Source organism: Azospirillum sp. (assembly GCF_035627195.1).
Taxonomy (GTDB): domain Bacteria; phylum Pseudomonadota; class Alphaproteobacteria; order Azospirillales; family Azospirillaceae; genus Azospirillum.
This window is the reverse complement of sequence record NZ_DASPMG010000408.1, coordinates 1-21732: the sequence shown is the minus strand read 5'-3', so window position 1 is coordinate 21732 and position 21732 is coordinate 1. Positions and strand designations below refer to the sequence as shown.

18 protein-coding genes and 1 pseudogene are annotated in these 21732 nt (G+C 69.3%); 7 read left to right on the top strand and 12 right to left on the bottom strand.

Features of this window, described 5'->3' with window-relative positions; genetic code table 11:
* Both VED21_RS35115 and VED21_RS35110 read left to right on the top strand, forming a co-directional pair.
* Positions 1 to 2121, top strand: a complete 2121-nt coding sequence (locus VED21_RS35115) for a type IV secretory system conjugative DNA transfer family protein (RefSeq protein WP_324890566.1) — start codon at positions 1 to 3, stop codon at positions 2119 to 2121.
* Between the two features lie 44 nt (positions 2122 to 2165).
* The gene (locus tag VED21_RS35110) at positions 2166 to 3128 is read left to right on the top strand and encodes an LPD7 domain-containing protein (RefSeq protein WP_324890565.1); all 963 of its coding nucleotides are present in this window, start codon (positions 2166 to 2168) and stop codon (positions 3126 to 3128) included.
* Between the two features lie 646 nt (positions 3129 to 3774).
* Here the strand turns inward: VED21_RS35110 and VED21_RS35105 are convergent.
* From VED21_RS35105 to VED21_RS35080, 6 genes are all read right to left on the bottom strand, one after another.
* Positions 3775 to 6909: a type I restriction endonuclease subunit R gene (locus tag VED21_RS35105; RefSeq protein WP_324890564.1), complete on the bottom strand. Its 3135-nt coding sequence runs from the start codon at positions 6907 to 6909 to the stop codon at positions 3775 to 3777.
* Positions 6910 to 6963: 54 nt separating this feature from the next.
* Positions 6964 to 8097 carry a Fic family protein gene (locus tag VED21_RS35100; protein ID WP_324890563.1) on the bottom strand — a complete coding sequence of 378 codons (1134 nt, stop codon included), beginning with the start codon at positions 8095 to 8097 and terminating at the stop codon, positions 6964 to 6966.
* Positions 8094 to 9419, bottom strand: a complete 1326-nt coding sequence (locus tag VED21_RS35095; protein ID WP_324890562.1) for a restriction endonuclease subunit S — start codon at positions 9417 to 9419, stop codon at positions 8094 to 8096. Before VED21_RS35095 ends, VED21_RS35100 begins: the two co-directional genes overlap by 4 nt.
* Complete coding sequence (locus tag VED21_RS35090) at positions 9416 to 11158, bottom strand: class I SAM-dependent DNA methyltransferase (protein ID WP_324890561.1); 1743 nt, start codon at positions 11156 to 11158, stop codon at positions 9416 to 9418. Before VED21_RS35090 ends, VED21_RS35095 begins: the two co-directional genes overlap by 4 nt.
* A 216-nt stretch (positions 11159 to 11374) precedes the next feature.
* On the bottom strand, positions 11375 to 11713 hold the full coding sequence (locus tag VED21_RS35085) for a hypothetical protein (RefSeq protein WP_324890560.1): 339 nt from the start codon (positions 11711 to 11713) through the stop codon (positions 11375 to 11377).
* Positions 11714 to 11917: 204 nt separating this feature from the next.
* Positions 11918 to 12265 carry a hypothetical protein gene (locus tag VED21_RS35080; RefSeq protein ID WP_324890559.1) on the bottom strand — a complete coding sequence of 116 codons (348 nt, stop codon included), beginning with the start codon at positions 12263 to 12265 and terminating at the stop codon, positions 11918 to 11920.
* A gap of 149 nt (positions 12266 to 12414) precedes the next feature.
* Here VED21_RS35080 and VED21_RS35075 point away from each other — a divergent pair, with 149 nt between their 5' ends.
* The gene (locus tag VED21_RS35075) at positions 12415 to 12576 is read left to right on the top strand and encodes a ribbon-helix-helix protein, CopG family (protein ID WP_324890558.1); all 162 of its coding nucleotides are present in this window, start codon (positions 12415 to 12417) and stop codon (positions 12574 to 12576) included.
* Positions 12577 to 12712: 136 nt separating this feature from the next.
* On the opposite strand, the gene VED21_RS35070 is transcribed toward VED21_RS35075, so the two are convergent.
* Together VED21_RS35070 and VED21_RS35065 are read right to left on the bottom strand one after the other, a co-directional pair.
* Positions 12713 to 13066, bottom strand: a complete 354-nt coding sequence (locus VED21_RS35070; RefSeq protein ID WP_324890557.1) for a helix-turn-helix transcriptional regulator — start codon at positions 13064 to 13066, stop codon at positions 12713 to 12715.
* Between the two features lie 63 nt (positions 13067 to 13129).
* Positions 13130 to 13750, bottom strand: a complete 621-nt coding sequence (locus VED21_RS35065; RefSeq protein ID WP_324890556.1) for a hypothetical protein — start codon at positions 13748 to 13750, stop codon at positions 13130 to 13132.
* 92 nt (positions 13751 to 13842) lie between these two features.
* Between VED21_RS35065 and VED21_RS35060 the strand changes: the two genes are divergently transcribed.
* Complete coding sequence (locus VED21_RS35060; RefSeq protein ID WP_324890555.1) at positions 13843 to 14793, top strand: LysR family transcriptional regulator; 951 nt, start codon at positions 13843 to 13845, stop codon at positions 14791 to 14793.
* 2 nt (positions 14794 to 14795) lie between these two features.
* Here the strand turns inward: VED21_RS35060 and VED21_RS35055 are convergent, their stop codons facing one another.
* Positions 14796 to 15170, bottom strand: coding sequence for a hypothetical protein (locus VED21_RS35055; protein WP_324890554.1), 375 nt, complete (start codon positions 15168 to 15170; stop codon positions 14796 to 14798).
* 82 nt (positions 15171 to 15252) lie between these two features.
* Between VED21_RS35055 and VED21_RS35050 the strand changes: the two genes are divergently transcribed.
* Both VED21_RS35050 and VED21_RS35045 read left to right on the top strand, forming a co-directional pair.
* Positions 15253 to 15588: a ribbon-helix-helix domain-containing protein gene (locus tag VED21_RS35050; protein WP_324890553.1), complete on the top strand. Its 336-nt coding sequence runs from the start codon at positions 15253 to 15255 to the stop codon at positions 15586 to 15588.
* A complete protein-coding gene (locus VED21_RS35045; RefSeq protein WP_324890552.1) occupies positions 15588 to 16112 on the top strand; it encodes a thermonuclease family protein in 525 nt (174 codons plus the stop codon). Before VED21_RS35050 ends, VED21_RS35045 begins: the two co-directional genes overlap by 1 nt.
* Here VED21_RS35045 and VED21_RS35040 read toward each other — a convergent pair.
* Positions 16052 to 16663 (bottom strand): hypothetical protein, encoded by a 612-nt coding sequence (locus VED21_RS35040; RefSeq protein ID WP_324890551.1) that lies wholly within the window; start codon positions 16661 to 16663, stop codon positions 16052 to 16054. The two genes, VED21_RS35045 and VED21_RS35040, sit on opposite strands and share 61 nt — an antisense overlap.
* A 112-nt stretch (positions 16664 to 16775) precedes the next feature.
* On the opposite strand from VED21_RS35040, the gene VED21_RS35035 reads away from it, so the two are divergent.
* Positions 16776 to 17045 (top strand): helix-turn-helix transcriptional regulator, encoded by a 270-nt coding sequence (locus tag VED21_RS35035; protein WP_324890550.1) that lies wholly within the window; start codon positions 16776 to 16778, stop codon positions 17043 to 17045.
* Between the two features lie 132 nt (positions 17046 to 17177).
* Here VED21_RS35035 and VED21_RS35030 read toward each other — a convergent pair whose 3' ends face one another.
* On the bottom strand, positions 17178 to 18086 hold the full coding sequence (locus VED21_RS35030) for a calcium-binding protein (protein WP_324890549.1): 909 nt from the start codon (positions 18084 to 18086) through the stop codon (positions 17178 to 17180).
* A gap of 309 nt (positions 18087 to 18395) precedes the next feature.
* Positions 18396 to 21732 (bottom strand): annotated as a pseudogene (locus VED21_RS35025) (hypothetical protein); the annotation flags it as partial.

The window sequence follows — 21732 nt, the reverse complement described above, 5'->3', positions numbered from 1 at the left end:
ATGCCCGACCTCCACGACTGGCCGGCGCCGGCCAAGGCCCTGGCCGTCCTCGCCGCGCTGCTGGCCCTGGCCGTCCTGTGGTCGGTCGTGGCGTCGCTGGTCTTCCTGCTCGGCGTCGGCCGGCTCGACGCCGGCACGTGGCCGCTGCTCCAGTACTGGCTGTACCTGCACCACTACGGCCTCGCCCACCCGGCCGCCGGGCCGTGGCTCAGGATCGCGGGCGGGGCCGCGACCGCCGTCCCGGTGCTGCTGCTCCTCGGCCGCCTGGCGCGCGCCGGCCGGCCGGGCGGCGGACGGCGCCCGCTACACGGCGAGACGCGCTGGGCGACGCGCCGCGAGCTCGCCCGGGCCGGCTTTTACGCCGGGGCCGGCGGCCTCTTCGTCGGCCAGGACCGCCGCGGCCGCCACCTGCGCTTCGGCGGCCCGGAGCACGTCGCCTGCTACGCCCCGACGCGCTCGGGCAAGGGGGTGGGCCTCGTCATCCCCAACGCGCTGCTCTACGAGGCGTCGCTGGTCTGCCTGGACGTCAAGAAGGAGACCTGGGCGGCGACGGCCGGCATCCGCGCCGCCGCCGGGCAGACGGTGGTGCTGTTCGACCCGCTCGCCCCGGACGGGCGCACGGCGCGCTACAACCCGTTCACCTACGTGCGGCGCGGCACCATCGACGCCTTCGAGGACATCCAGCGCATCGCCCAGATGGTTTTTCCGCACGTCTCCGGCGACCAGCAGTTCTGGACCGACGCCGCGCGCTCGGCCTTCACCGGGGTGGCGGGCTTCCTGGCGGAAACGCCGGAGCTGCCGCTGACCTTCGGCGAGGTGCTGCGGCTGCTCTCCAGCGTCGACGGGGCGCGCGCGATGATCGAGCGCATCGAGGCGCGGCGCCAGCGCGGAGCGCCCTACACCGAGGCCACGGTGAAGGCGCTCGAGGACTACCTGAAGGGCTCGCCCGACCTGGTGAACTCGATCCGCAAGACGGTCACCGCACGGCTGTCCTTGTGGTTCAACCCGCGCATCGACGCCGCGACCGCCGAGAGTGATTTCGACCTGCGGGCGCTCAGGACAGCGCTGCACGCCGTCTACATCGGCGTCAGCCCCGACAACATCGCCCGCCTGCGCCCGCTGCTGGCGCTGTTCTTCCAGCAGCTCGTCGACGTCACGGTGCGCACGCTGCCCCAGCACGACCCGGCGGCCCGGCACCAGGTGCTGGTGCTGCTCGACGAGTTCCCGCTCCTGGGTCCCATGCCGGTGCTGGCCGACGCCTTCGCCTACGTGGCCGGCTACGGCATGCGGCTGATGCTGATCATGCAGAGCAAGGCGCAGCTGCGCGACCGCGACCTCTACGGCCCCGACAAGGCCGAGGCCGTCCTCGACAACTGCGGCCTGGAGGTGGTGTTCGGCACCAAGGACCTGAAGCTGTGCGAGGAGCTGAGCGCGCGGCTGGGCTACGCCACGGTGGACGGCGTGGCGCGCAGCGGCCCGCGCTTCTGGCGGGTCTTCCGGCGCGACCGGCTGAGCGTGACCGAGACGGACCAGCGCCGCGCCCTGCTGCTGCCGCAGGAGGTCGCCCGTCTGGCGCCGACGGAGGCCATCCTGATCCGGCCCGGGATGCACCCGATCCGGGCGCGGCGCATCCGCCACTTCCAGGACCGCGCCTTCACCCGCCTGCTGCGCCCCGCCCCGGCGGTGCCGCCGATCGACATCCCGGTGCGCCTCGACCAGGGCAAGGGCTTCGAGCCGATCGCCGCCGCCGTGTCTGCCCCCACCCAGGCGCCCGGCGCCGCGGCCCGCCCGGCGCCGCGGCCCACGCGCGGCCGGCGGGCGGCGGGCAACGGCGCCGCCACGGGTGCCGGTGCCACGGGTGCCGGCGCCTCCGATGCCGGATCGGCCGTGGGCGGCGCCGGGCGGGCGCCGCCCGCGGCCGATCCGCGGCCACTCGACCCGGCGGCCCCGGCGGCCCTGCGGCCGCATCAGGCGGACGGCCTCATCGCCGCCATCCTCGGCACCGAGGTCGACCTCAGCGGCTGCGGGCTGGCGGACGGCAAGGCGGCGGTCGCCGCCATCATCGACGCCGTCCCGACCGTCGGTCGGCCCTCCGGCGGCCGGGGCGCCGCCGGCGCATGAGCATGGGATCCGCCGTCACCCCCGCGGCACAGGAGACGTGAGCCATGAGCCTTGCCGACTGGCTGCCGGACAGCATGCGCCCGGCCAACAGCATCGCACTCCGTCCCGTGGCCGATCCACCGCGCGGGCCTGGCGTGCACGGTGCAAGCCCGCCCCCTGGCGCGGGCGCGAGCCGGGGGACATCCCAGGCACCGGCGGCCGGGGACGGCGGACCGGCCCCCGCGCCCCGGTCGAGGCCGGCCGCCCGGACGGCGCCGGATCCCCTCGCGCACGCCTACTACGTCGAGGACGCGGACGGCGAGCGACGCTACTACGACGACCACCGGGGGCAAAGCCTCGCCCTGCGCGCCACGGAGCGCACGATCAGCACCCGGCGCGAGGATCGCAAGACCATCGCGGCGATGATAGTCCTGGCCGCGGCGCGCGGCTGGACGGCCGTGGAGATCAAAGGCACCGCCGCGTTCCGGCAGGAGGCGTGGATCGCGGCGCAGGTCCATGGCCTGGAGGCGCACGGCCACCGGCCCACCGCCCTCGACCGCCAGGAAGCCGAGCGGCGCCGGGCGGAGCGCGGAGCGCCGAACGGGCCGCGCCCGGCCACCGTCGCGGCGCCGGCCCCGGCCGAAACCGGACCGCCGGCGCCCGCGCCGCCCCCCGCGCCGGACCGAACGGCTCCGCCCCCCCGGACGGCGGGCGGGCCGGTGCCGGACGGCAACGGAAACGCGCTGCAGGCCGCTCACCGGGCGCTCTCGGCCGACGGGCGGCTGGTGCTCGCGGCGCTGTCGGAGACGATCGACCGGCGGATGAGCCGGATCGCCGGCGCCGCCAAGGCCGACCTGAAGCGCTTCGTGGCCACGGAACTGCTGAAGAAGGAGCGCGCCGAAGGGCCGGTGGTGCTGTCGGCCACGCAGAAGCGGGCGGTGCTGGCGCCCGAGCCGGCGCGGACGGCACCGGACGGCGCGGGTCCGGCGCGCCGCGCGGAACCGGAAGCGCCGCGCCGCAGCCGGTGATGGGGCAACGGCGCAAGCCACGGGTGGCGCAGAGCCGTGCCGCCCTGTTCTCCGTGACCGTGCCGCCAGCCCGGGGCGTCACCCGGAGGGCCGAGACGGCGCCGGGGCCGCCGGTCACGGCGCCGCCGTGACGCCGGTGCCCCGGCGTTGGCTCGGTGAGGAGGCGCCGCAGCACCGACGAATAGCACCGGAGGATCTGGCACGGACGGGCCGACAGCTTCCAAGCTCCGAAGAACGGGCTTGCAAGGGAGCGCTGGGGACGGCATCGGTCCGATCGGCGACATCGACCGGACGTTTCCATCCACGCCCCCGCACGGGGAGCGACGAGGTGGCGTCTGAAATCAAGGCGCTTCCCCCGACAACGCGCCCGGCCCGCAGAACATCACGGCATCCGTCCACGACCGACACAGGTCAGTTCCTCAGCTCGGAGCAGCAGTATCTCCTGCGGGTGCGACGCGAGGCGGAGCGCCGCCGGGCCAGGAGGCAGCAGGTCTCCGTAGGGGGCGCCTTGGTGGCGACCGTCGGTGTGGCGACCATCCTCGCGTTGCCGCGCCGATTTCGGGGTCTGAGCAGCAACGGACACTGTTGGCGAATTCCGGGGCTACGCGATGGATCGTTGGAGAGCCGCGAAACGACAGATGCGGGGTCAGGGATGAGCCTCTCCTCCGGAATTGCTGCCACGCAGGCGAAGGGCTTCATAGAGCTGCGCCGGACCAAGCAGGATGTCCAGCAGCCCGCTGCGGACCTTCTCGGAATCAAGCGCCTGCTTGCTCATGGTCGTGTGGGCGGCGAAGGCGTCCATGACGGCGTTCAGCAGTTCGCTGTTCAGGTCAGGCGAGTTGGCGAACTGCTCCTTCGTGTTGTTGGCGGCCTGCTGCACCAGGATCTCGGATTCCAGCAGCTTGCCCTTGAGGACGTTGTTCACGTAGACGAGCTTGTCGTCGTCGGTAAGTTCGCCGTCGAACAGGGTGTTAACCTTGGCGATGATGTCGGCCAGAAGCGCTTTGGCCTTCTCCTGCACCTCGCCGCTGCCCGGCTCCGTCAGCGGCTTGAGCTTTTCGCCGCCGCCGCCGGTGAGCGCCAGGTCGCGCTTGCCGCGGTCGGTCAGCTTGTGGTGGGTCAGCACCACCTTGGAAATGTCCACCCCCTCGCGCTCCCGCCCGAACTCCAGCAGCGGCAGCAGGCGCTTGTAGAAGATGGCCCGCTTCTCGATGGCGGTGTTGCCGTAGTCGAAAATCTGGGAGAGGAACACGTAGACCCGCAGGAACGCGCCGAGGTTCCGCTTGAACAGGATGAGCGCTTCGATTTCGTCGTTGGCGTCCTGCTCGCCCTTGGCGTTCTGGCTCGCGCGGGCCTCCTTCAAGGACTCGGTGGCGGCCTTGTAGCGCCTCAGCAGGCGGTCGGCCACCGGCTCCAGGGCGGCGGCAAGCTGGCCCTGAGTGGCGTTCGGGTCCAGGTCCACCTTGACGACCCGGTCCACCTCCCCGTCGTCGTAGAAGCCTGTGGCGTCCAGCTTGGCGCGCAGGTCGAACACGAGGTTCGGGTCCGTCGCGCCTTCCAGTTCGGCGGTCTCATAATAGGTTCGGAAGGCCCTCAGCACCTCGTCCGGCTCGTTCACGAAGTCCAGGACGTAGGTGGTGTCCTTGCCAGGATGGGCACGGTTCAGCCGGGACAGGGTCTGCACGGCCTGGATGCCCGCGAGCCGCTTGTCCACGTACATGCCGCACAGCAGCGGCTGGTCGAAGCCGGTCTGGAACTTGTTCGCCACCAGCAGGATTTGGAAATCCGGGGTGGCGAAGGCGTCGCGGATGTCGCGGCCTTTCAGGGTGGGGTTCAGGGCCGCGCCGGTTTCGGAGAACGGGTCCGGGCCGGACTCTTCGTCCTTCACCTCGCCGGAGAACGCGACGAGCGTCCCGATGGCGTAGCCGGACTTCCTGATGTAGCCGTCGATCGCGAGCTTCCAGCGCACCGCCTCCACGCGGCTGGCGACCACCACCATCGCCTTCGCCCGGCCGTTCAGCAGCGGGGAGACGTTCTGGCGGAAATGTTCCACCACCACCTGGACCTTCTGGGTGATGTTGTAGGGGTGCAGCCGCACCCAGCGCATGATGCCCTTCATGGCCTCGCTGCGCTCGACCATCGTGTCGTCCCATTCCTGGCCGCCGGAGGCCAGGCGGAACGCCAGCTTGTAGGGCGTGTAGTTCTTCAGCACGTCGAGGATGAAGCCCTCCTCGATGGCCTGCCGCATGGAGTAGACGTGGAAGGGCGCGGGCAGATTGCCGGGTCCGGCGGGCTGCGACGGATCGGGGCGGCGGCCGAACAGCTCCAGAGTCTTCGCCTTCGGCGTCGCCGTGAACGCCACGTAGGTGATGCCCGCATCCTTGGCGCGGGTCGCCATCTGAGCCGCCAGCAGGTCTTCCGTGCCGATCTCGCCGCCGTCGGCCAGCGCGTTCAGTTCCTCGGGCGACAGCACCTGCTTCAGTTTGCTCGCGGCCTCACCGGTCTGGGAGGAATGGGCCTCGTCGGCGATGACGGCGAACCGCTTGCCCTGGGTGGCCGCCAACTGCCGGACGGTCTCCAGGGCGAAGGGGAAGGTCTGGATGGTGCAGACGACGATCTTCTTGCCGCCGGACAGGGCCTCGGCCAACTGGCCGCTCTTGCTCTGGTTCTCGCCGGTGATGGTGGCGACGACGCCGGCGGTGCGCTGGAAGCCGAAGATGGCCTCCTGCAACTGCGCATCCAGCACGGTCCGGTCGCTGACCACCAGCACGGAGTCGAACACCTTGGTGTTGGCGTCGTCGTGAAGGTCGGCAAGGAAGTGCGCCGTCCAGGCGATGGAGTTGGTTTTGCCGGACCCGGCGGAGTGCTGGATGAGGTATTTGCTCCCGGCGCCTTCCGCCAGCACGGCCGCCACCAGCCTGCGTGTGGCATCCAGTTGGTGGTAGCGGGGGAAGATGACGGCGGTGATCCGCTTCTTGCTGTCTCGTTTGGCGACCAGATACCGCCCCAGGATCTCCAGCCACCCGTCCGGTGCCCATACCTCCTCCCACAGATAGGCCGTGCGGTGACCGGCGGGGTTGGGCGGGTTTCCGGCGGCCCCGCCGTCGCCGAGGTTGAACGGCAGGAAGGTGGTGGCCGCGCCGTCGAGCTTGGTCGTCATCCGAACTTCGGAGTTGCTGACGGCGAAATGCACCAGGGCGCCGCGTGGGAACTCCAGCAGCGGTTCCGCTGCCCCTTGCCCCTTGGGGCGCGGCTGCCGGTCGAAGCGGTACTGGTCCACGGCGTCGGCAACCGACTGGGTGAAGTCGGACTTCAACTCGGCGGTCGCGACGGGCACGCCGTTCAGAAACAGCACAAGGTCGATGGCGTTCTCGTTGTGCAGGGAATAGCGGACCTGCCGGAGGACGCGAAGGCGGTTGGCGGTGTAGCGGGCCTGCAAGTCGGCGTTCATCGCCAGGGCGGGCTTGAACTGCGCCAGCATCAGCGGCTGCCGCAACCCGAGCAGTTCGACACCGTACCGCAGCACGTCCAGCGTGCCCCGGTCATCCATCTGCTTCCGGATGCGGTCCAGCAGCACCGATTCCGCGGTGGCACCGTGGTTCCTGGTCAGCGTCTCCCACGCCTTGGGCTGGGTCGCCCGAACCCACGCGATCACGTCGGCCGGAAACAGGGCGCGGGCGCGGTCGTAATGGGCCGCGTCGCCATCAGCATACCGCCATCCGCGGGCCGCCATGACGGCGCAGATTTCGGTCTCGAAGGCGATTTCACGGTGCAGGCTCATGACCGTTCCACCCTTAACTGAGTGCGGGAGTTAGTTAACGAAACGATGATTCCCTTAACTTAGGAAGGGCGTAAGGTAACGGTGGAAAGCGTAGCTGCGGCCCCGCTGCTGGCCGGTGATCTCGACCAGGATGCCCAACTGCATCAGATCACGGATCAGCGCGTTCGCCGTCGGCGTGCTGACGCCAAGGGCTTGTTCGATGTCGGCGGCCGAGACGATGGGCTTGCGGTACAGCAGGTTCAACGCCTGCCGGGCGTTCGGGGTGCGCTTGCCCAACCCCAGAACGGCCTGTTCCACCTCGGTGCGCAGCGCCAGAATCTGGCGGAACACGTCCCGGCCCTTGGTGGCGGTCTCGGCCACGCCGTTGAGGAAGAAGCGCACCCAGTGGATCAGGTCGTTCGAGACGCGCACCCGCATCAGGGCGTCGTAGTAGCTGGCCCGGTTGCGCTCGAAGAAGTCCGACAGGTACAGCGACGGCTTCGCCAGCAGCCCGTGGCCGACCAGATAGAGCGGGATCAGCAGGCGCCCGATGCGGCCGTTGCCGTCCAGGAAGGGGTGGATGGTTTCGAACTGGTAATGGCTGATGGCGATCCGCACCAGATGGGGCACGGCGACGGTGTCGTTGTGCCAGAACTTCTCCAGGTCGCCCATCAGGTCCGGCACCCCGTCGGGATGCGGCGGGATGAACACGGCGTCGCTGACGCTGGACCCGCCGATCCAGTTCTGGCTGGTGCGGAACTCGCCGGGCTGCTTGTGCTCGCCGCGGACCCCCTGCATGAGGATGGCGTGGGTCTGTTTCAGCAGGCGGTTGGACAGCGGGAGGGATGCGAGTTCGGCGATGGCCGTGTTGACCGCATCGATGTAGTTGCGGACCTCGCGCCAGTCGTCGCGCTTCTCCGGCTGGATCTGCTCCTCCGGCATCAGGGCTTCGTCGATGCCGGTCTGCGTGCCTTCGATGCGGCTGGAGGTCTGGGCCTCCTTGACCACGTGCATCTGGATGAACAGGTCGATGTCGGGGACGATCAGGGAGAAGGCGTTCAACTCGCCCAGGGCCCGGTTGGCGGCCTCCAGCAGCGTGTTGACGGTCGGGTCCTCCCACGTCCATTCGTGGTTCACGGGGACCGGTTCGAAGCTCTTGTACTGGTAGCGCGGCTGCCAGCGCCCGGCCTGGAACGTCTCGAACTTCATGCGGCGGCCTCCGCTTCCACCACTCCGCGCACGTCGATCTTGCCGGTGACGGCGGCGGAAATCAGGGCGGAGCGGCGCTCCTTGAGGAGGTCGATGGCGCATTGCGCTTCAGTGATGAGGGCGTCGATCCCGATTGTTTCCTGCTCCAGAGCGCGGACAATGCTCAGTTGCTCGTCGAGCGGAGGGAACGCAAAGCGGTAGCGCCGCAGTGCTTCCGCCGTTAGGTGCTCGATCGTGGCTTGACTACCTCCGGCTACGAACACTCCCCGGCGGGTAGCATTTTCCATAACGAAGAAGAAGAAACGGCTGTCGTCCCTCTCGGAATCTTGTGCCCGTAGTCGATGCAGCGCTTTCTGGTAATAGCACTCCTCAACATCTCCAAGCCAGACAGCGGAGCGCCCGACGTAGCTTCCTCCTTCGTTAACGAGAAGATCCCCAGGGAAAAGCCGATACTTCTCCCGATCCTGCTCGTCAAAGTCCATCTCCGGAAGGTCTTCGATGTTAATTTTACCCCATTGAACATCGAAGACACGAAGGTATGGGCGAAGGTGCTCTCCCGTGATCTTACTGGAGTCCAGCATCTTGCCCAATTGAACCTCGTAACGATAGGAAACCGGCACTACCTCCCAATGCTCCGGCACCTCGCCCAACCATTCGATGCCCGAATCCTTCATGGGGGCATCGGGGTTCAGGCCCTTGGTGACGGCATGGGAAATGACGGCCTGCCGTTTCTCCTTCAGCAGGTCGATGAGTTTCTCCTGCTCGGCCACCAGCGTGTCTATCTTTGCCGTCTCGCGGTCGAGGAAGGCGGTGATAGATTCTTGTTCGATATATGGCGGCAAAGGAATTTTAATTTGGAGGAATTTATCAGGCTCAAGCCGCCACTGTTCGTTGCGAATACCGTTCGATATCAGTCTGTAAACGTCTGGCATGGCGCGTGAACGAAGTAGGTTATAGAGATAGCCTGAAATCTCAGAATGTCTTTTCTCAAAAACCGCATAATCAGGGCTGGTGATCCCGTAAAACTGAGATATGCCAAGAGAGCCTTGCCACGCCTTCATTTTATTAACAACCAGATCTCCCTCTAGAACTGTTTGGTAGAGGGAAAGGTCGTCTGGCGTCTTATTGTTGTTATCTGTTCTTGATGATTTCTGCACAACGCCGTATTCACGGTACACTGATAGAACTGGCGCGTCCACATTATCTTGCCTTTTTACAAAACGATACAGTGCTTTGATGGGTGTCAGAGTCCAATGCCCCGGCACCTCGCCCAGCCACTCGACGCCGCTGTCCTTATAGTCGGCATAGCGCGGGAAGCTCATCCCATCACCTCGGTCAGCATGGTTTGAATCCGGCTCACCACGGCCTTCAGATCCCGGTCGATCTCCTCCAGCGGCCGCGGCGGCTTGAACACGTAGAAGTGCCGGTTGAACGGGATTTCATAGCCCACCTTGGTCTTCTCGTGGTCGATCCAGGCGTCCGGGGCGTGGGGCAGGACCTCGCGCTTGAAGTAGGTCTCCACGTCCTCCGTCAGCGGCAGGTTCTCGGTGTCGCGCAACGCGGTGTCCGGCTGCGGCTTGCCCTTCTGCTTGCCCTTCCGGCCCAGCACCACCTTGCCCGTGTCGTCGCGCAAGGGGCGTTCGACGGTGATGGTGCGGTAGCCGAAATCCTCGTTCCGGAAGATGCGGCTGATGGGCTTGCCGTCGGTCCGGGCTTCCTCGAACCGGCCGAACAGGCGGGTCACCTCCTGGATGTGCTCGTCCGACAGTTCCTTGCGCTTGCTGCCCAGGCTCTTGCGCATCTTCCGCCACATGCCGCTGGCGTCGATCAACTGGACCTTGCCCTTGCGGTGTTGCGGCTTCCGGTTGCCGACCACCCAGACGTAGGTGGCGATGCCGGTGTTGTAGAACATGTCGGTGGGCAGGCCGATGATGGCCTCCAGCAGGTCGTTCTCGATGACGTGCCGCCGGATCTCGCTCTCGCCGCTGCCCGCCCCGCCGGTGAACAGCGGCGAGCCGTTGAGGACGATGGCGAAGCGGCTGCCGCCCTCGGCCGCCGGACGCATCTTGGACAGCAGGTGCAGCAGGAACAGCATGGAGCCGTCGGACACCCGCGGCAGGCCGGGGCCGAAGCGCCCGTCGTAGCCCCGGGCCTCGTGCTCCTTCCGGACCTCCTTTTCGACCTTCTTCCAGTCCACGCCGAAGGGCGGGTTGGACAGCATGTAATCGAAGCGCCGCGCGCCGTGGCCGTCCTCGGACAGGGTGTTGCCGAACACGATGTTCGCCACGTCCTGCCCCTTGATGAGCATGTCCGCCTTGCAGATGGCGTAGGATTCCGGGTTGAGTTCCTGGCCGGACATCGTCAGGCGGGCATCGGGGTTGTGCTCCGCCAGATACTCTCCAGCGGTGGACAGCATGCCGCCGGTCCCGGCGGCGGGGTCGTAGACGGTGCGCACCACGCCGGGCTTGGACAGCACGTCGTCATCCTCGATGAACAGCAGGTTCACCATCAGGCGGATGACCTCGCGCGGGGTGAAGTGCTCACCGGCGGTCTCGTTGGACAGTTCGGCGAAGCGGCGGATCAGTTCCTCGAACACCAGCCCCATCTGGTGGTTGTCCACCCGGTTCGGATGCAGGTCGATGCCCGCGAACCGTTCGGCCACCTGATACAGCAGACCGGCCTTGGCGAGCCGCTCCACCTGCGTGTGGAACTCGAACCGCTCGAAGATGTCGCGCACGGCAGGGGAGAACGCGCCGAGGTAGCTGAACAGGTTCTCCCGGATGTGGTCCTGGTCGCCGACCAGCGTCTTCAGGTCCAGCGGGGACGTGTTGTAGAAGCTCTGCCCCGCCTTGCGCAGCAGGAACGGTTCGGGGTTGATGCCCTGCTTCCGTCTTTCCTCGAACTCGGCCAGCACGGCGGGCTTGGTGGCCTCCAGCACGCAGTCCAGGCGGCGCAGGACGGTGAAGGGCAGGATGACCCGTCCGTACTCGGACTGCTTGTAGTCGCCGCGCAGCAGGTCGGCGACCGACCAGATGAAGGATGACAGCGCCTGTTGGTTCATGCCGTGGGGTCTCTTTGGTGTGCGCCGGACGGTGACGTGGACGACGGAGAGTACGGGGAGCGTCGGGGAACGGCAAGAAGGGCCTACCGCCACAGGTAGTCGGCATGGCGGGGATGCTCCGCCAAAGGCGATCTTCCCTCCTGGTTGGCGGAACGGCGCCACCGCGTCCCGCCGGCTTCCCTGACGTGTTCCGGATGTTCTGGTGTTCCCGGTGGTTCAGGAACCGCCGGGAATGCTTCGGATGGTTGTTCCATCACGGTCGGCCTTCTGCCGGGTGGCCGCCGCCATCGCTGCCGCCAGTTGGTCCCGTGGAAGAGCGACCGTGATGAAGCGGGCCCGGTCAGGCGGCAGGTCGCCCGATGCCGTCATGGTGATCTGCACCGTCATGTCGCTCATCGCGACATCGACCACCACGGCGTCGTCTCCGAAATCGACCTCGTGCCGCCTGCCGTTGTTTCCCCTCAGGATCGCGAACACGGTTCCTCGCAGCTTTGCCTTCGTTCGGCGCACCATACGGCAGCGGTGTAACCGGTGGAACACCTGGAACTCGGGCACACCGGCTTCCCGGACGACGCCATGGCGGCGTAGACCGCGGCGGCCTCCCAGCGCCTTGTCCCCGTGGACGTCCTCCGACACGCCGCCGCTGGCCCCGAACCGGCGGCGACCGCGCCGGCAGGTCCGCCTGACACCCGGCAGGCCGGCTCATGCCGAAGCCGCCGGCCGGCGCAGTTCCCATCCGCGCCGGCCGGTCGGCCGCCGTCAGCGGCCCGTGGCGAGGCGGCGGGCGTCCTCGAGCAGGCTCCAGGCGAGGTGCTCCTTCTCGGACGCCTCGGCGGTGGGGCCGGTGAAGAGCACGCCGTTCTCGGTGCACTCCCAGCTCCACAGCACCCACAGGCGGACCACCAGGCCGGCCGGGGTGGTGGCGGGGATCGCCGCGATGCGCGTCTCCAGGGCCATCAGCGCGTTCATGTGCAGCTCGCTCGCCGGGGTGTCGTCGGGGTCGGTCTCCTCGTACTGGCGCAGCATCACTTGGTGCTCGGCGCCCAGGCGCAGCAGTTCGGCATCGCCGTCGTCAGGCAAAGCTGTGCTATTCTCGGAATCAGCCATGATCCGCAGCTCCACTCAGCTCGGGTTGTGGTCAGGCCGGGCCGGGAGATCCTACCCTCCCGGTTCGGCCGCCTTGCATTCTCATACAAGGTGTGAAACCGTCTCACAGCTTGGCGAGGCGGTCAATGGCAATTGTGTGAGAATGTGAGATGCGGAAAGACGCTGCCCTTTCCTTTCGCGTGCCCATCGAACTCAAGGAAGCCCTGGAGCGCGCTGCGAAGGACGATGAACGTTCGGTGTCGTTCATGGTCGAGCGGGTGTTGCGGAACTGGCTGATCGAAAACGGCTACCTGCCGAAGCCGGAGACGTGAGCCGCGAGCGGCCGGATGCTTGACTCCTGTCCGGTCCGGCGCCAGATGTGCTCACAATACGGCGGGTCCCCTGTCCTTCGGGACGGTGCGGGTCCGTTTTCGTGTGTGCCCGTGCCGCGGATAAGGCTGTTCGTCCTCACCGCGCCTGCGAGCGCACCACCGTCTCCAGCAGGTCGGCCGCCAGCCACAGGCCGGCCTCGTCCAGCACGCCCAGGCTGGCACGGATGCGCTCGCGCTCCCGGGTCGCGGCGTCGGTCGGCACATCGGCGTCCACCCCGGCCATCGGCGCCTGCCCGAACGCCTGGTCGGGCGTGATCGCCAGCACCGCGCACAGCCGCACGAACACGTCGGGGTGCAGGTTCTGCTTCGCCGTGCCGGTGATGTAGCGGCTGAACGCCTTGTACTTCACGCCGGCGCGCGCCGCCGTCTCGTCGACGCCGAGCCCGAGGAAGTCCATGCGGCGCCGGAGCCGCTTCGCAAGCGCGTGCATGCCCCCACCATGTTCGGGCTGGACATTCCCCGGCCATGGGATAAGTTCAGATTTGAATTCCCGTCATGACTCGGGCGCCGCCACCCCGGCCGCCCGGTCGTGCACGCCCGGCCGGTCCCACTGCCCCTCAGGCCGCATCAGCAGGAGGTGCCCGGAATGCAGCGTCAGCGCGTCCACCGGCCGTTTGCGCACCCCGGCGATGGCGACGCATTCGTAGCCGCCGATGCGGAACACGCCGTCCTCCATCGGCTCCGCCCCGAACAGCGTCCAGAACGGCAGAACGTCGCGCAGCGAGCGCCCGTAGAAGCGGGTGAAGCCCTTGCGCCCCAGGAAGCGGAAGGTCTGGCGCGCCAGCTTCAGGGCGACGTTGCCGGCGAACGCCGGGGCGCGGAACTTCGGCAGCACGGCCAGCCGCTCGGGCATCGCGAAGTCGCCGAAGTAGCGGATGCGCATCGCCCCGGCCGGCTCGCCATCCACCGTCGCCAGGATGTGGGTGCCGGTCAGGTCGTTGCCGTCGAACTCGCGCCCGTAGGGGGTGGCGTGCTCGCCCATGAACACCGCCGCGCGCACCGCCAGCGCCTGCTGCAGGCCGTCGAAGCCGGTCACCACCGCCACCTGCACCCGGCCGGCGCCGCCCTGCCCTTCCGGCCGCTGATCGGTCCCCATGCCCATGTCCGCATTCATGTCCCCGGCTCCCCTGCTGCCGGGGCGGACTGTAGGGCAGGCGCCGTCCGCCCCGCCTCGCCCGATTCCGTTCCGATGCCATTCAAATCCGCATGAGCGCCCTCGCCCCCGCCGACTGGATCCACCTGCCCTACTTCCTGGAGGCGGCGCGTTGCGGCAGCTTCACCGCCGCGGCGCGCCGGCTCAACAGCAGCCAGCCCACGGTGGGGCGCCACGTCGAGGCGCTGGAGGCGCGGCTGGGCACGGCGCTGTTCCGCCGGGTGGCGCACGGCGTGGTGCTCACCCCGGCCGGCACGCAGGTCCTGGGCGTGGCCGAGGAGATCGAGCGGCTGGTGCGCCTCGCCCGCAGCCGGGGGGCGGCGGAGCTGGGGCTGAGCGGCACCATCCGGCTGTGGACCTCCGACGGGGTCGGCGGCTACTGGCTGACGCCGCGGCTGGCCGGCTTCCAGCACGCCTACCCCGGCATCGCTCTGGAGATGCTGTGCTCGCACGACGTGCCCGACGTCTCGCGCCTGGAGGCCGACGTGGTCGTCACCCACCACGAGCCCACCCACCCCGACGTCGTGCCGATCGCCAGCGCGCGCATGGTCTTCAAGCCCACCGCCGCGCACAGCTACCTGCGCGCGGCCGGCACGCCGCGCACGCTGGCCGACCTGACGCACCACGCCATCTGCGACCACCTGCACTACCCGCGCGGCGGCGCCTGGGCGGCGTGGGCGGATCTGGTGGCCGGGCACCGCTCGGTGGTGCTGCGCACCAACTCCTCGCTGACCTTGGGCATGGTGACGCTGCTCGGGCACGGCGTCAGCATGCAGCCGACGACCATCGCCCGGCGCGAATCGACGCTCACCGTGCTCGACCTCGACGGCTATTCGGCCCCGGTGTCGTTCTGGCTGGTCTGCCACCGCGAGACCAAGGACATCCCGCGCATGCGCGCGCTGATCGACTTCCTGCGCAGCGCCCTGTTCCGCCAGGGCGGGCTGCTCGACCTCGACGCCGCCGTGCCCGGCGACACGCCGCTGCGCGACTTCATCGCGGAGTAGCCCTACCCCTCGGATTCGGGCCGTCCGGCGCCGGCGCGGTGGTGGGCCAGACGGTCGAGCAGGTCGGCGGCCAGCGCCCGGTTCTCCGGCGCCAGGCCCTCCGCGACGGCCAGCACGCGCGCCACCGCCGCCGCCCGGGCGTCCGGCGGGACGGGGTCGGCGCCGTCCATCGGCTCCAGCCCGAGCGCCTGGTTGGGAGTGATGGCCAGGATCTCGCACAGGCGCCGGAACTGCTCGGGCTGCAAGCCGTGGCCCAGCGTGCCGGCGAGGAAGCGGCGCAGCGTCTTGTGGTCGATGCCGACGTGGCGGACCACCGCCGCGCTCGCCAGCCCCAGATGCGCCATGCGGCCGCTCAGCCGTTTCGCCCAATCACCCATGGCGGCGAGGATGTTCGCGCTGGACGGCAGGCGCCTATGGGATAAAATGGGATTCATGTTCCTCCATATACGCGAGCCATCCATGCCCAACCTCCCGGTGCCAGCTTCCCAGGACGGGGTTTCGCCGCTGCGCCGGCTGCGCCGGACGGTGCGGGTTGCCGGCCGCCCGGCGGCGGTGCGCCTGGAGTCCGGCTTCTGGGAGCAGCTGCGGCATATCTGCGCGCGCGAGGCCGTCACCCTGGACGCGCTGTGCACCGCCCTCGACGCCCGGCGGGGCCATGAGGGGCTGGGGCCGGCGTTGCGCCTGCTCGTCGTCACCTACTTCCGCAGCGCGTCGCCGCCGCCGCGCGACGCGGAGGCACCGGCGGACGGCCATGGGTCGGCACGGCTGCGCAGCGTGCTGGCGGCGCTCGGCTGATGCGCGCCCTGGCCGCCGCCGTCCTCGCCCTGGCGCTGCCCGGCCCGGCCTGGGCGCAGGACGTCATCCAGGGCACCGTGGAGGCGGTCGAGGACGGCGGCACGCTGGTGGTCGCCGGCACGCGCGTCCGCCTGTGGGGCATCCGCGCCCTGGCCGCCGATCAGCGGTGCCCCGGCGCCGACGGCCGGGAGGTCCGCTGCGGCCGACTCGCCGCCCTGATGCTGGAGGTGCTGACGCGCGGGCAGGTGGTGGAGTGCCGCGTCCGCCCGGCCGCGCCGGAGGACGGTCTGACGGCGCAGTGCGTCAGCGCCGGGCTCGACCTCGCCGCCACGCAGGTGCTGGCCGGCAACGCCGTCGACCGGCCGCTGGTCAGCGGCGGCCAGTACCAAGCCGAGCAGGGGCTCGCCGTCGCCCGCCGGGCCGGGCTGTGGGCCAACCCGGTGCCGTGGCCGTTCGCCGGGGATCAGGTCGGCGGCTCCTCGGCCACCAGCGCCGCCAGCGCCGCCAGGGCCTTCCAGAGATGAGGCCAGGGATGCTCGGCCATGTCCGGGCCGCCCCATTCGGCGGCCATGGCCAGCGTGGCGGCCACGCCGCGCAGCGAGCGCACCGGCGTGACGGCGGCCGTGCGCAGCAGCGCGTCGGCCCGCTGCTCGGCCGCCGCCGCCCGCGCGCGCAGGTCGGCAAGGCCGCAGGCCCGCGCCTCGGCGTCCCAGCGCGCCCGCACGGCGGCCAACTCGCCCTTCAGCCGGCGGCGCACGCCCTCACTGGCCGGGCCGTCACCCAGCAGCGCGTCGATCGTCCGCGCGTCGCGGGCGAAGACGGCCGGCTGCGCGGGATCGCTCACCGGCACGGCGACGCCGGGAACGCCGAGGCGCGCGACGAGGTGCATCTCCAGCCGCTCCGCCCGCCGGCCGAGCCGCCGCGCCAATCGCACGGCCCGCCGCCAGTCCCGCCAGAGGGCGACCATCGGATCGGCGGCCTCCTCCGGTTGCACCATCAGCACCCGCGCCGCGGCCGCCAGAGTCGCGCGGCGCGAGGCCCGGCTGGTGTTCGGCAGGCGCGGCCGTGGCGACATGACGGCTCCATCCGCGGACAATGCCTGCGCATTTCTTGCACCCTTGCGTTTTACGTGCAAGCGTATTTTGTGCCGCCTTGCGCAAATTCGGCACTGGTCTACCATCGCGGCGATGAGCCTGACGCCCGCCCAGTGCCGCGCCGCCCGCGGCCTCGTCGACATGACCCAGAAGCAGCTCGCCGCTGCCAGCGGCGTCAGCCTGCGCACCATCGCGCACTTCGAGAAGGGCGAGCGGGCGCCCATTCCGGCCAACCTGCGCGCCCTGCGTCAGGCGCTGGAAGCGGCCGGCGTGATCTTCATCGCCAGCGACGGCGAGGGCGCCGGCGTGCGCCTGACCAGGACGGCCGAGCAGGCGCACGCGGCGCGGCCGGGCGCCGCCTGACGGTGCGCTGGAGCGACGTCAGGTGGAGGGTGTGGTGTTTCGGTTTGGGGAAAGCGGACAGGCAAATGCCGCGCCCCTCTCCGCCCGGACCGGCGCGGCGGGAGGCGGAGAGGGGTGGGCGGCGACCGGGCGTCAGAACATTTCGATGACGCCGGGGGTGCGCAGATAATCGGCGGGGAAGTAGAGCGTCACCTGGTTGTCGCCGCCGAAGTGCAGGACGACCTTGCCGTCCGCGCCGAAGTCGGCGTCGGCCAGCAGGTCCTCCACCGTCTCGTAGCCGGCGCCGTTGATGAAGCGTTCCACCAGGATGCGGTCGTGGCCGTTGACGCCCACCCCGCCCGAGCCGGTGAGGAACTCGATCTGGTCCTGGCCGCTGTTGGAGCGGAAGACGAACACGTCGTCACCATTACCGCCGATCAGCGTGTCGCGCCCGGCACCGCCTTCCAGCGTGTCGTTGCCATAGCCACCCCAGAGCTGGTCATCCCCCGAACCTCCATCCAGAAGCTCATTGCCGTCGTAGCCTCGCAGCGAATCGCTGCCGAGATTGCCGAAGAGAAGATCATCACCCCATTCGCTGGACAACACGTCGTCCCCCTGACCGCCATAAAGGGTGTCGTTCCCGGCCCCCCCCCCGATGTTGTCATTACCCATGTTGCCGAAGAGGAGATCCTCACCGTAGTAACCATGCAATCGATCTGCGTCCTGACCGCCATAGACCGTGTCGTTGTCATCGGCCCCATCCAGGGTGTCGTTGCCCTGGTTGCCGTACAGCAGATCGCGGCCGTAGTAGCCGTCGAGGCGGTCGTTGCCGGCGCCGCCGAACAGGGTGTCGTCGCCCTCCTGGCCGTCCAGGTACTCCGGTTCCTCGGAGCCGATGAAGAGGTTCGGGCCCTTGCCGCCCCACACCGCACCCCAGACGTTGCCGTCGGGGTCGTAGCTGTAGGCGTTGCTGGTGGGGGTCAACAAGTCGCCGGTGACCTGCACCTTGGTGAGGCCGGCCGGCAGGGCGGCGCGCGCGGCGAATAAATGGTCAACGCTCATGGCGACAATCCTTGCTGTGCGATCCCCGGCGGCAACAAGCACGCCCCGGTTGTCAACACACCATAGCACTTCGCTAAACCAGACGGCGAGGGGAAATCGACAATCAGCGCCGAGATCAGCAGCAACAGTTTATGCCGTTATGCAATATAAGGCATGATGTACCTCGATCTTCTCTCAAATGCCGTCTGGTTTTTGGCCAAAGCAGGAGAGGATTACCGGACAGCAACGTTTTGCTCTGCTTTGCGTGCCCCCGCATCCGGCGGGCCATAGAGCCCGCCGGATGCATCGGGACCGCCGAAAGACGCGGCGTCAGCCCGGCTGCTTCACCTCGTCGTACGCGGCGGGCTCAGGCGCCGGTTCGGGGGCCGGGGCGGGTTCGGGCTCCTCGGCCACCGCACGGCTCTCGGCGGCGTCGAAGCTGCCCATCGCCGACACCAGGCTGTCCAGCGCCGCGCTGGTCTCCGTCGTGCCGTCGTCCGGCACGGCGGAGGTGGCCGGTGCCTTGTCCCCGGCCGCCCCCGTCCCCACGGGGACCTCCGGCACCGCCGTCCCGCCCTCGGCATCCTCCGCCCCGGCACCGGCCCCGTCCGGCGCGTCGGACGGGGCATCGGCCGCGGCGTCGTCCGGCGCCGCCACGCCGCCGTCCGAAGCGGCGGGAACCGCATCGTCCTGAGACCCGGCGTCCGGTTCGGTGTCGGCGAGGCACTCGGTGGGATCCTCCGTGACCGCGGCTTCCCCGGCCGGCGCGGTCGCCGGAACAGCCGGATCCGGCGCGCTGGAGGACGCCTCTCCGGGCGGATTGCCGTTCAGCCCGGCATCGGCATCCGCCAGGGCGGTATCCCCGGCGGCCTTCGCCGGTGCCGCCCCCTCGTCAACGGGTGTCTCCTCGTCGTCCTCCAGGGCGGCGGCGTCAGCGCCATCACCGGCCGCATCGAGCGACTCCGCCGGATCGAGCGACGGGTCGAGCGGCAGGCCGGTCAGCGGATCGAGCGCCGGGGCATCGCCGTCGGGCACCGCCGGGACCGGGGTGCCAGTCTTGTAGCCGAAGGCGACTTCGGCGATCGTGCCGGTGGAGCCATCGGCGTAGGTGAAGGCGCCCTGGCCGGTGACGGCGTTCTTGCCGACGTCGGTCACCGTGCGGTCCCAGCCGGTCAGGCTGATCGAGGCGATGTCGTAGGCCGACAGCGAGGCCAGCCCGCCGCTCTCACCGGAGGCCGTGTCGCCACGCCACACCGCCAGCGCCGAGAACGCCTCGTCGGCGGCATCGAACACGCCGTCGACGTTGGCGTCCAGGCGCGCCAGCGCCTCCCAGCCGCTGCTCACGCCGTCCCAGGTGTATTCGGAGAACAGTTCGGAGGCGTCGTTGATGATGCCGTCGCCGTTGCGGTCCCAGGCCAGCAGGGCGTCGCCGCCTGCGACCCAGCCGGTATCGTCGGCCGTACCGTCGGCGTCGACGTCGAAGGCGACGTCGGTGTCCGTGCGATCGACCAGTTCGACACCGTTGCCGTTGAGGTCGAGCACCAGCGGATCGTCGTAGCGGTTGCCGGTCCAGCGCTCCCGCAGGTCCTTGAAGGACCACGTCCCGCCCGAGACCGCGCTCACCCATTCCACGCTGCTGTCGATGTGGATGGAATATTCGGAGACCTTACCGTCGCTGGAATTCCATTCCTTCCAGGTCCCCCAGATCGCGGAATAGTTGCCATCTCGACTCGAGAAGTTCTCGTCAGCGGCCGGCGAGTTCCCCTCGATCCTGACCTCATCGTTGCCGGTGCCGCCGAAGACGGTGTCGCGCCCCCCCAATCGGCTGCCGACGTAGAAGATGTCGTCGCCGGCGTCACCGTAGAGTTGGTTGGAGCCGAGCTGCCCGTACAGCCGGTCGTCGTCCTCGCCGCCGGACATGGTGTCGTCGCCCTGGCCGCCCCACAGCGAGTCCGCGCCCTGGTCGCCCTGCACCCGGTCGCTGCCGATGTTGCCGTAGATGAGGTCGGCGCCAAGGCCACCGTAGAGCAGATCGTTGCCGTCGTTGCCATAGACTGTGTCCTGGTCCTGGCCGCCGAAGACGATATCGTCGCCGCTGCCCGCGCTGACGATATCACTGCCCTGGCCGCCGACCACGATGTCGGAGCCGTCGCCGCCGTCGAGGGTGTCGTCGCCGCCGTTTCCGTACAGGGTGTCGCCGCCGCCGCCGCCCGACAGCACGTCGCGGCCGGTCTCGCCGCCGTCGCCGCCTTGGTTGTCGGGCTGCGTGTAGAGTCCGCCGACCAGCAAATCGGCATCGTCGCCACCGAACAGCGTGTCGTCACCAAAGCCACCGGTCAGCGTGTCGGAGCCGGAGCCGCCGTCGATGAAGTCACGATGCTCACCACCGTCGACGTAATCGTTGCCGCTCTCGCCGAAAAGCCGGTCATCGGCGACTCCGCCCAAAATTTCGTCATCACCTTCGCCGCCATAAGCAGTGTCCGAATCATCACCGGCATCCAGCTTATCGCTGCCATTACCCCCGCTCAGCAGATCATGGCCGCTGCCGCCCGACAAGGTGTCACGGCCATCGCCGCCGGACAGTTGATCGCTCTCATCGCGCCCATCGAGCAGATTGTCCCCACCATCACCGATCAGCGTGTCGCGGTTGCCGGAACCGATCACGTTCTCGACGCCGTACACGCGATCGCCAATCGCGTGACTCTTGCCGAGACCGGTGCCCACGTGCGTCTCCAGGTTGACGTACGTGTTGTCCTCCGAGGAGCGGTAATCGGCGGTGTCCACGCCGTCGCCGCCGTAGAGGGTGTCGGCGCCGCGGTGGCCTTCCAGCGTGTCGCCGCCGTCGCCGCCGTAGAGGACGTCGTTGTTCTCGCCGCCGTACACCTGGTCGTTGCCGGTGCCGCCGTCGACCACGTCGTCTTGCTTGCCGCCGTGCACCCAGTCGTCGCCGGCCCCACCGGACAGCGTGTCGTTGCCCTGGTTGCCGTAGATGAGGTCGGACCCGTCGCCGCCGTCCAGCACGTCGGCACCGTCCGGATCGTCGTCCTTGTGGTCCTCGGCCCGGCCACCCCACAGCGTGTCGTTGCCCGCCTCGCCGGACAGCGTATCGTCGCCGAAGTTGCCGATCAGCATGTCGTCGCCGGAACCGCCCACCAGGGCGTTGCCGACATCCCCCTGCATCCCGCCGATCAGGGTGTCGGCGTAGGCGGAACCGAAGGCGTTCTCGACACCGTCCAGCGTGTCGCCCTCGGCCTCGCCGTAGTGGCCGGTGCCGGTGCCGACGTTGACCTCCACCCCGGCCCCGGAGCCGCGGTAGTCCGCCCAGTCGGCCCCGCCGCCGCCCAGCAGCCGGTCGCCGTCGCCGCCACCGCTCAGCGTGTCGTCGCCGTCGCTGCCGGACAGCGTGTCGGTCCCGGCCTCGCCGGACACCGCGTCGTTGCCGGTGCCGCCGGCGAGGTCATCGTCACCGGAACCGCCCACCACGGTGTCGTTGCCGTCGCCGCCGTCCACCGTGTCGTTGCCCTCGCCACCGCCGACCCAGTCGTCGCCGGTGCCGCCGGACACGAGGTCGTCGCCGGCCCCGCCGTCGGCCCGGTCGTTGCCGTCGCCGGCGTGCAGGGTGTCGTTGCCCAGCCCGCCGGACAGGGTGTCGTTGCCGTCGTTGCCG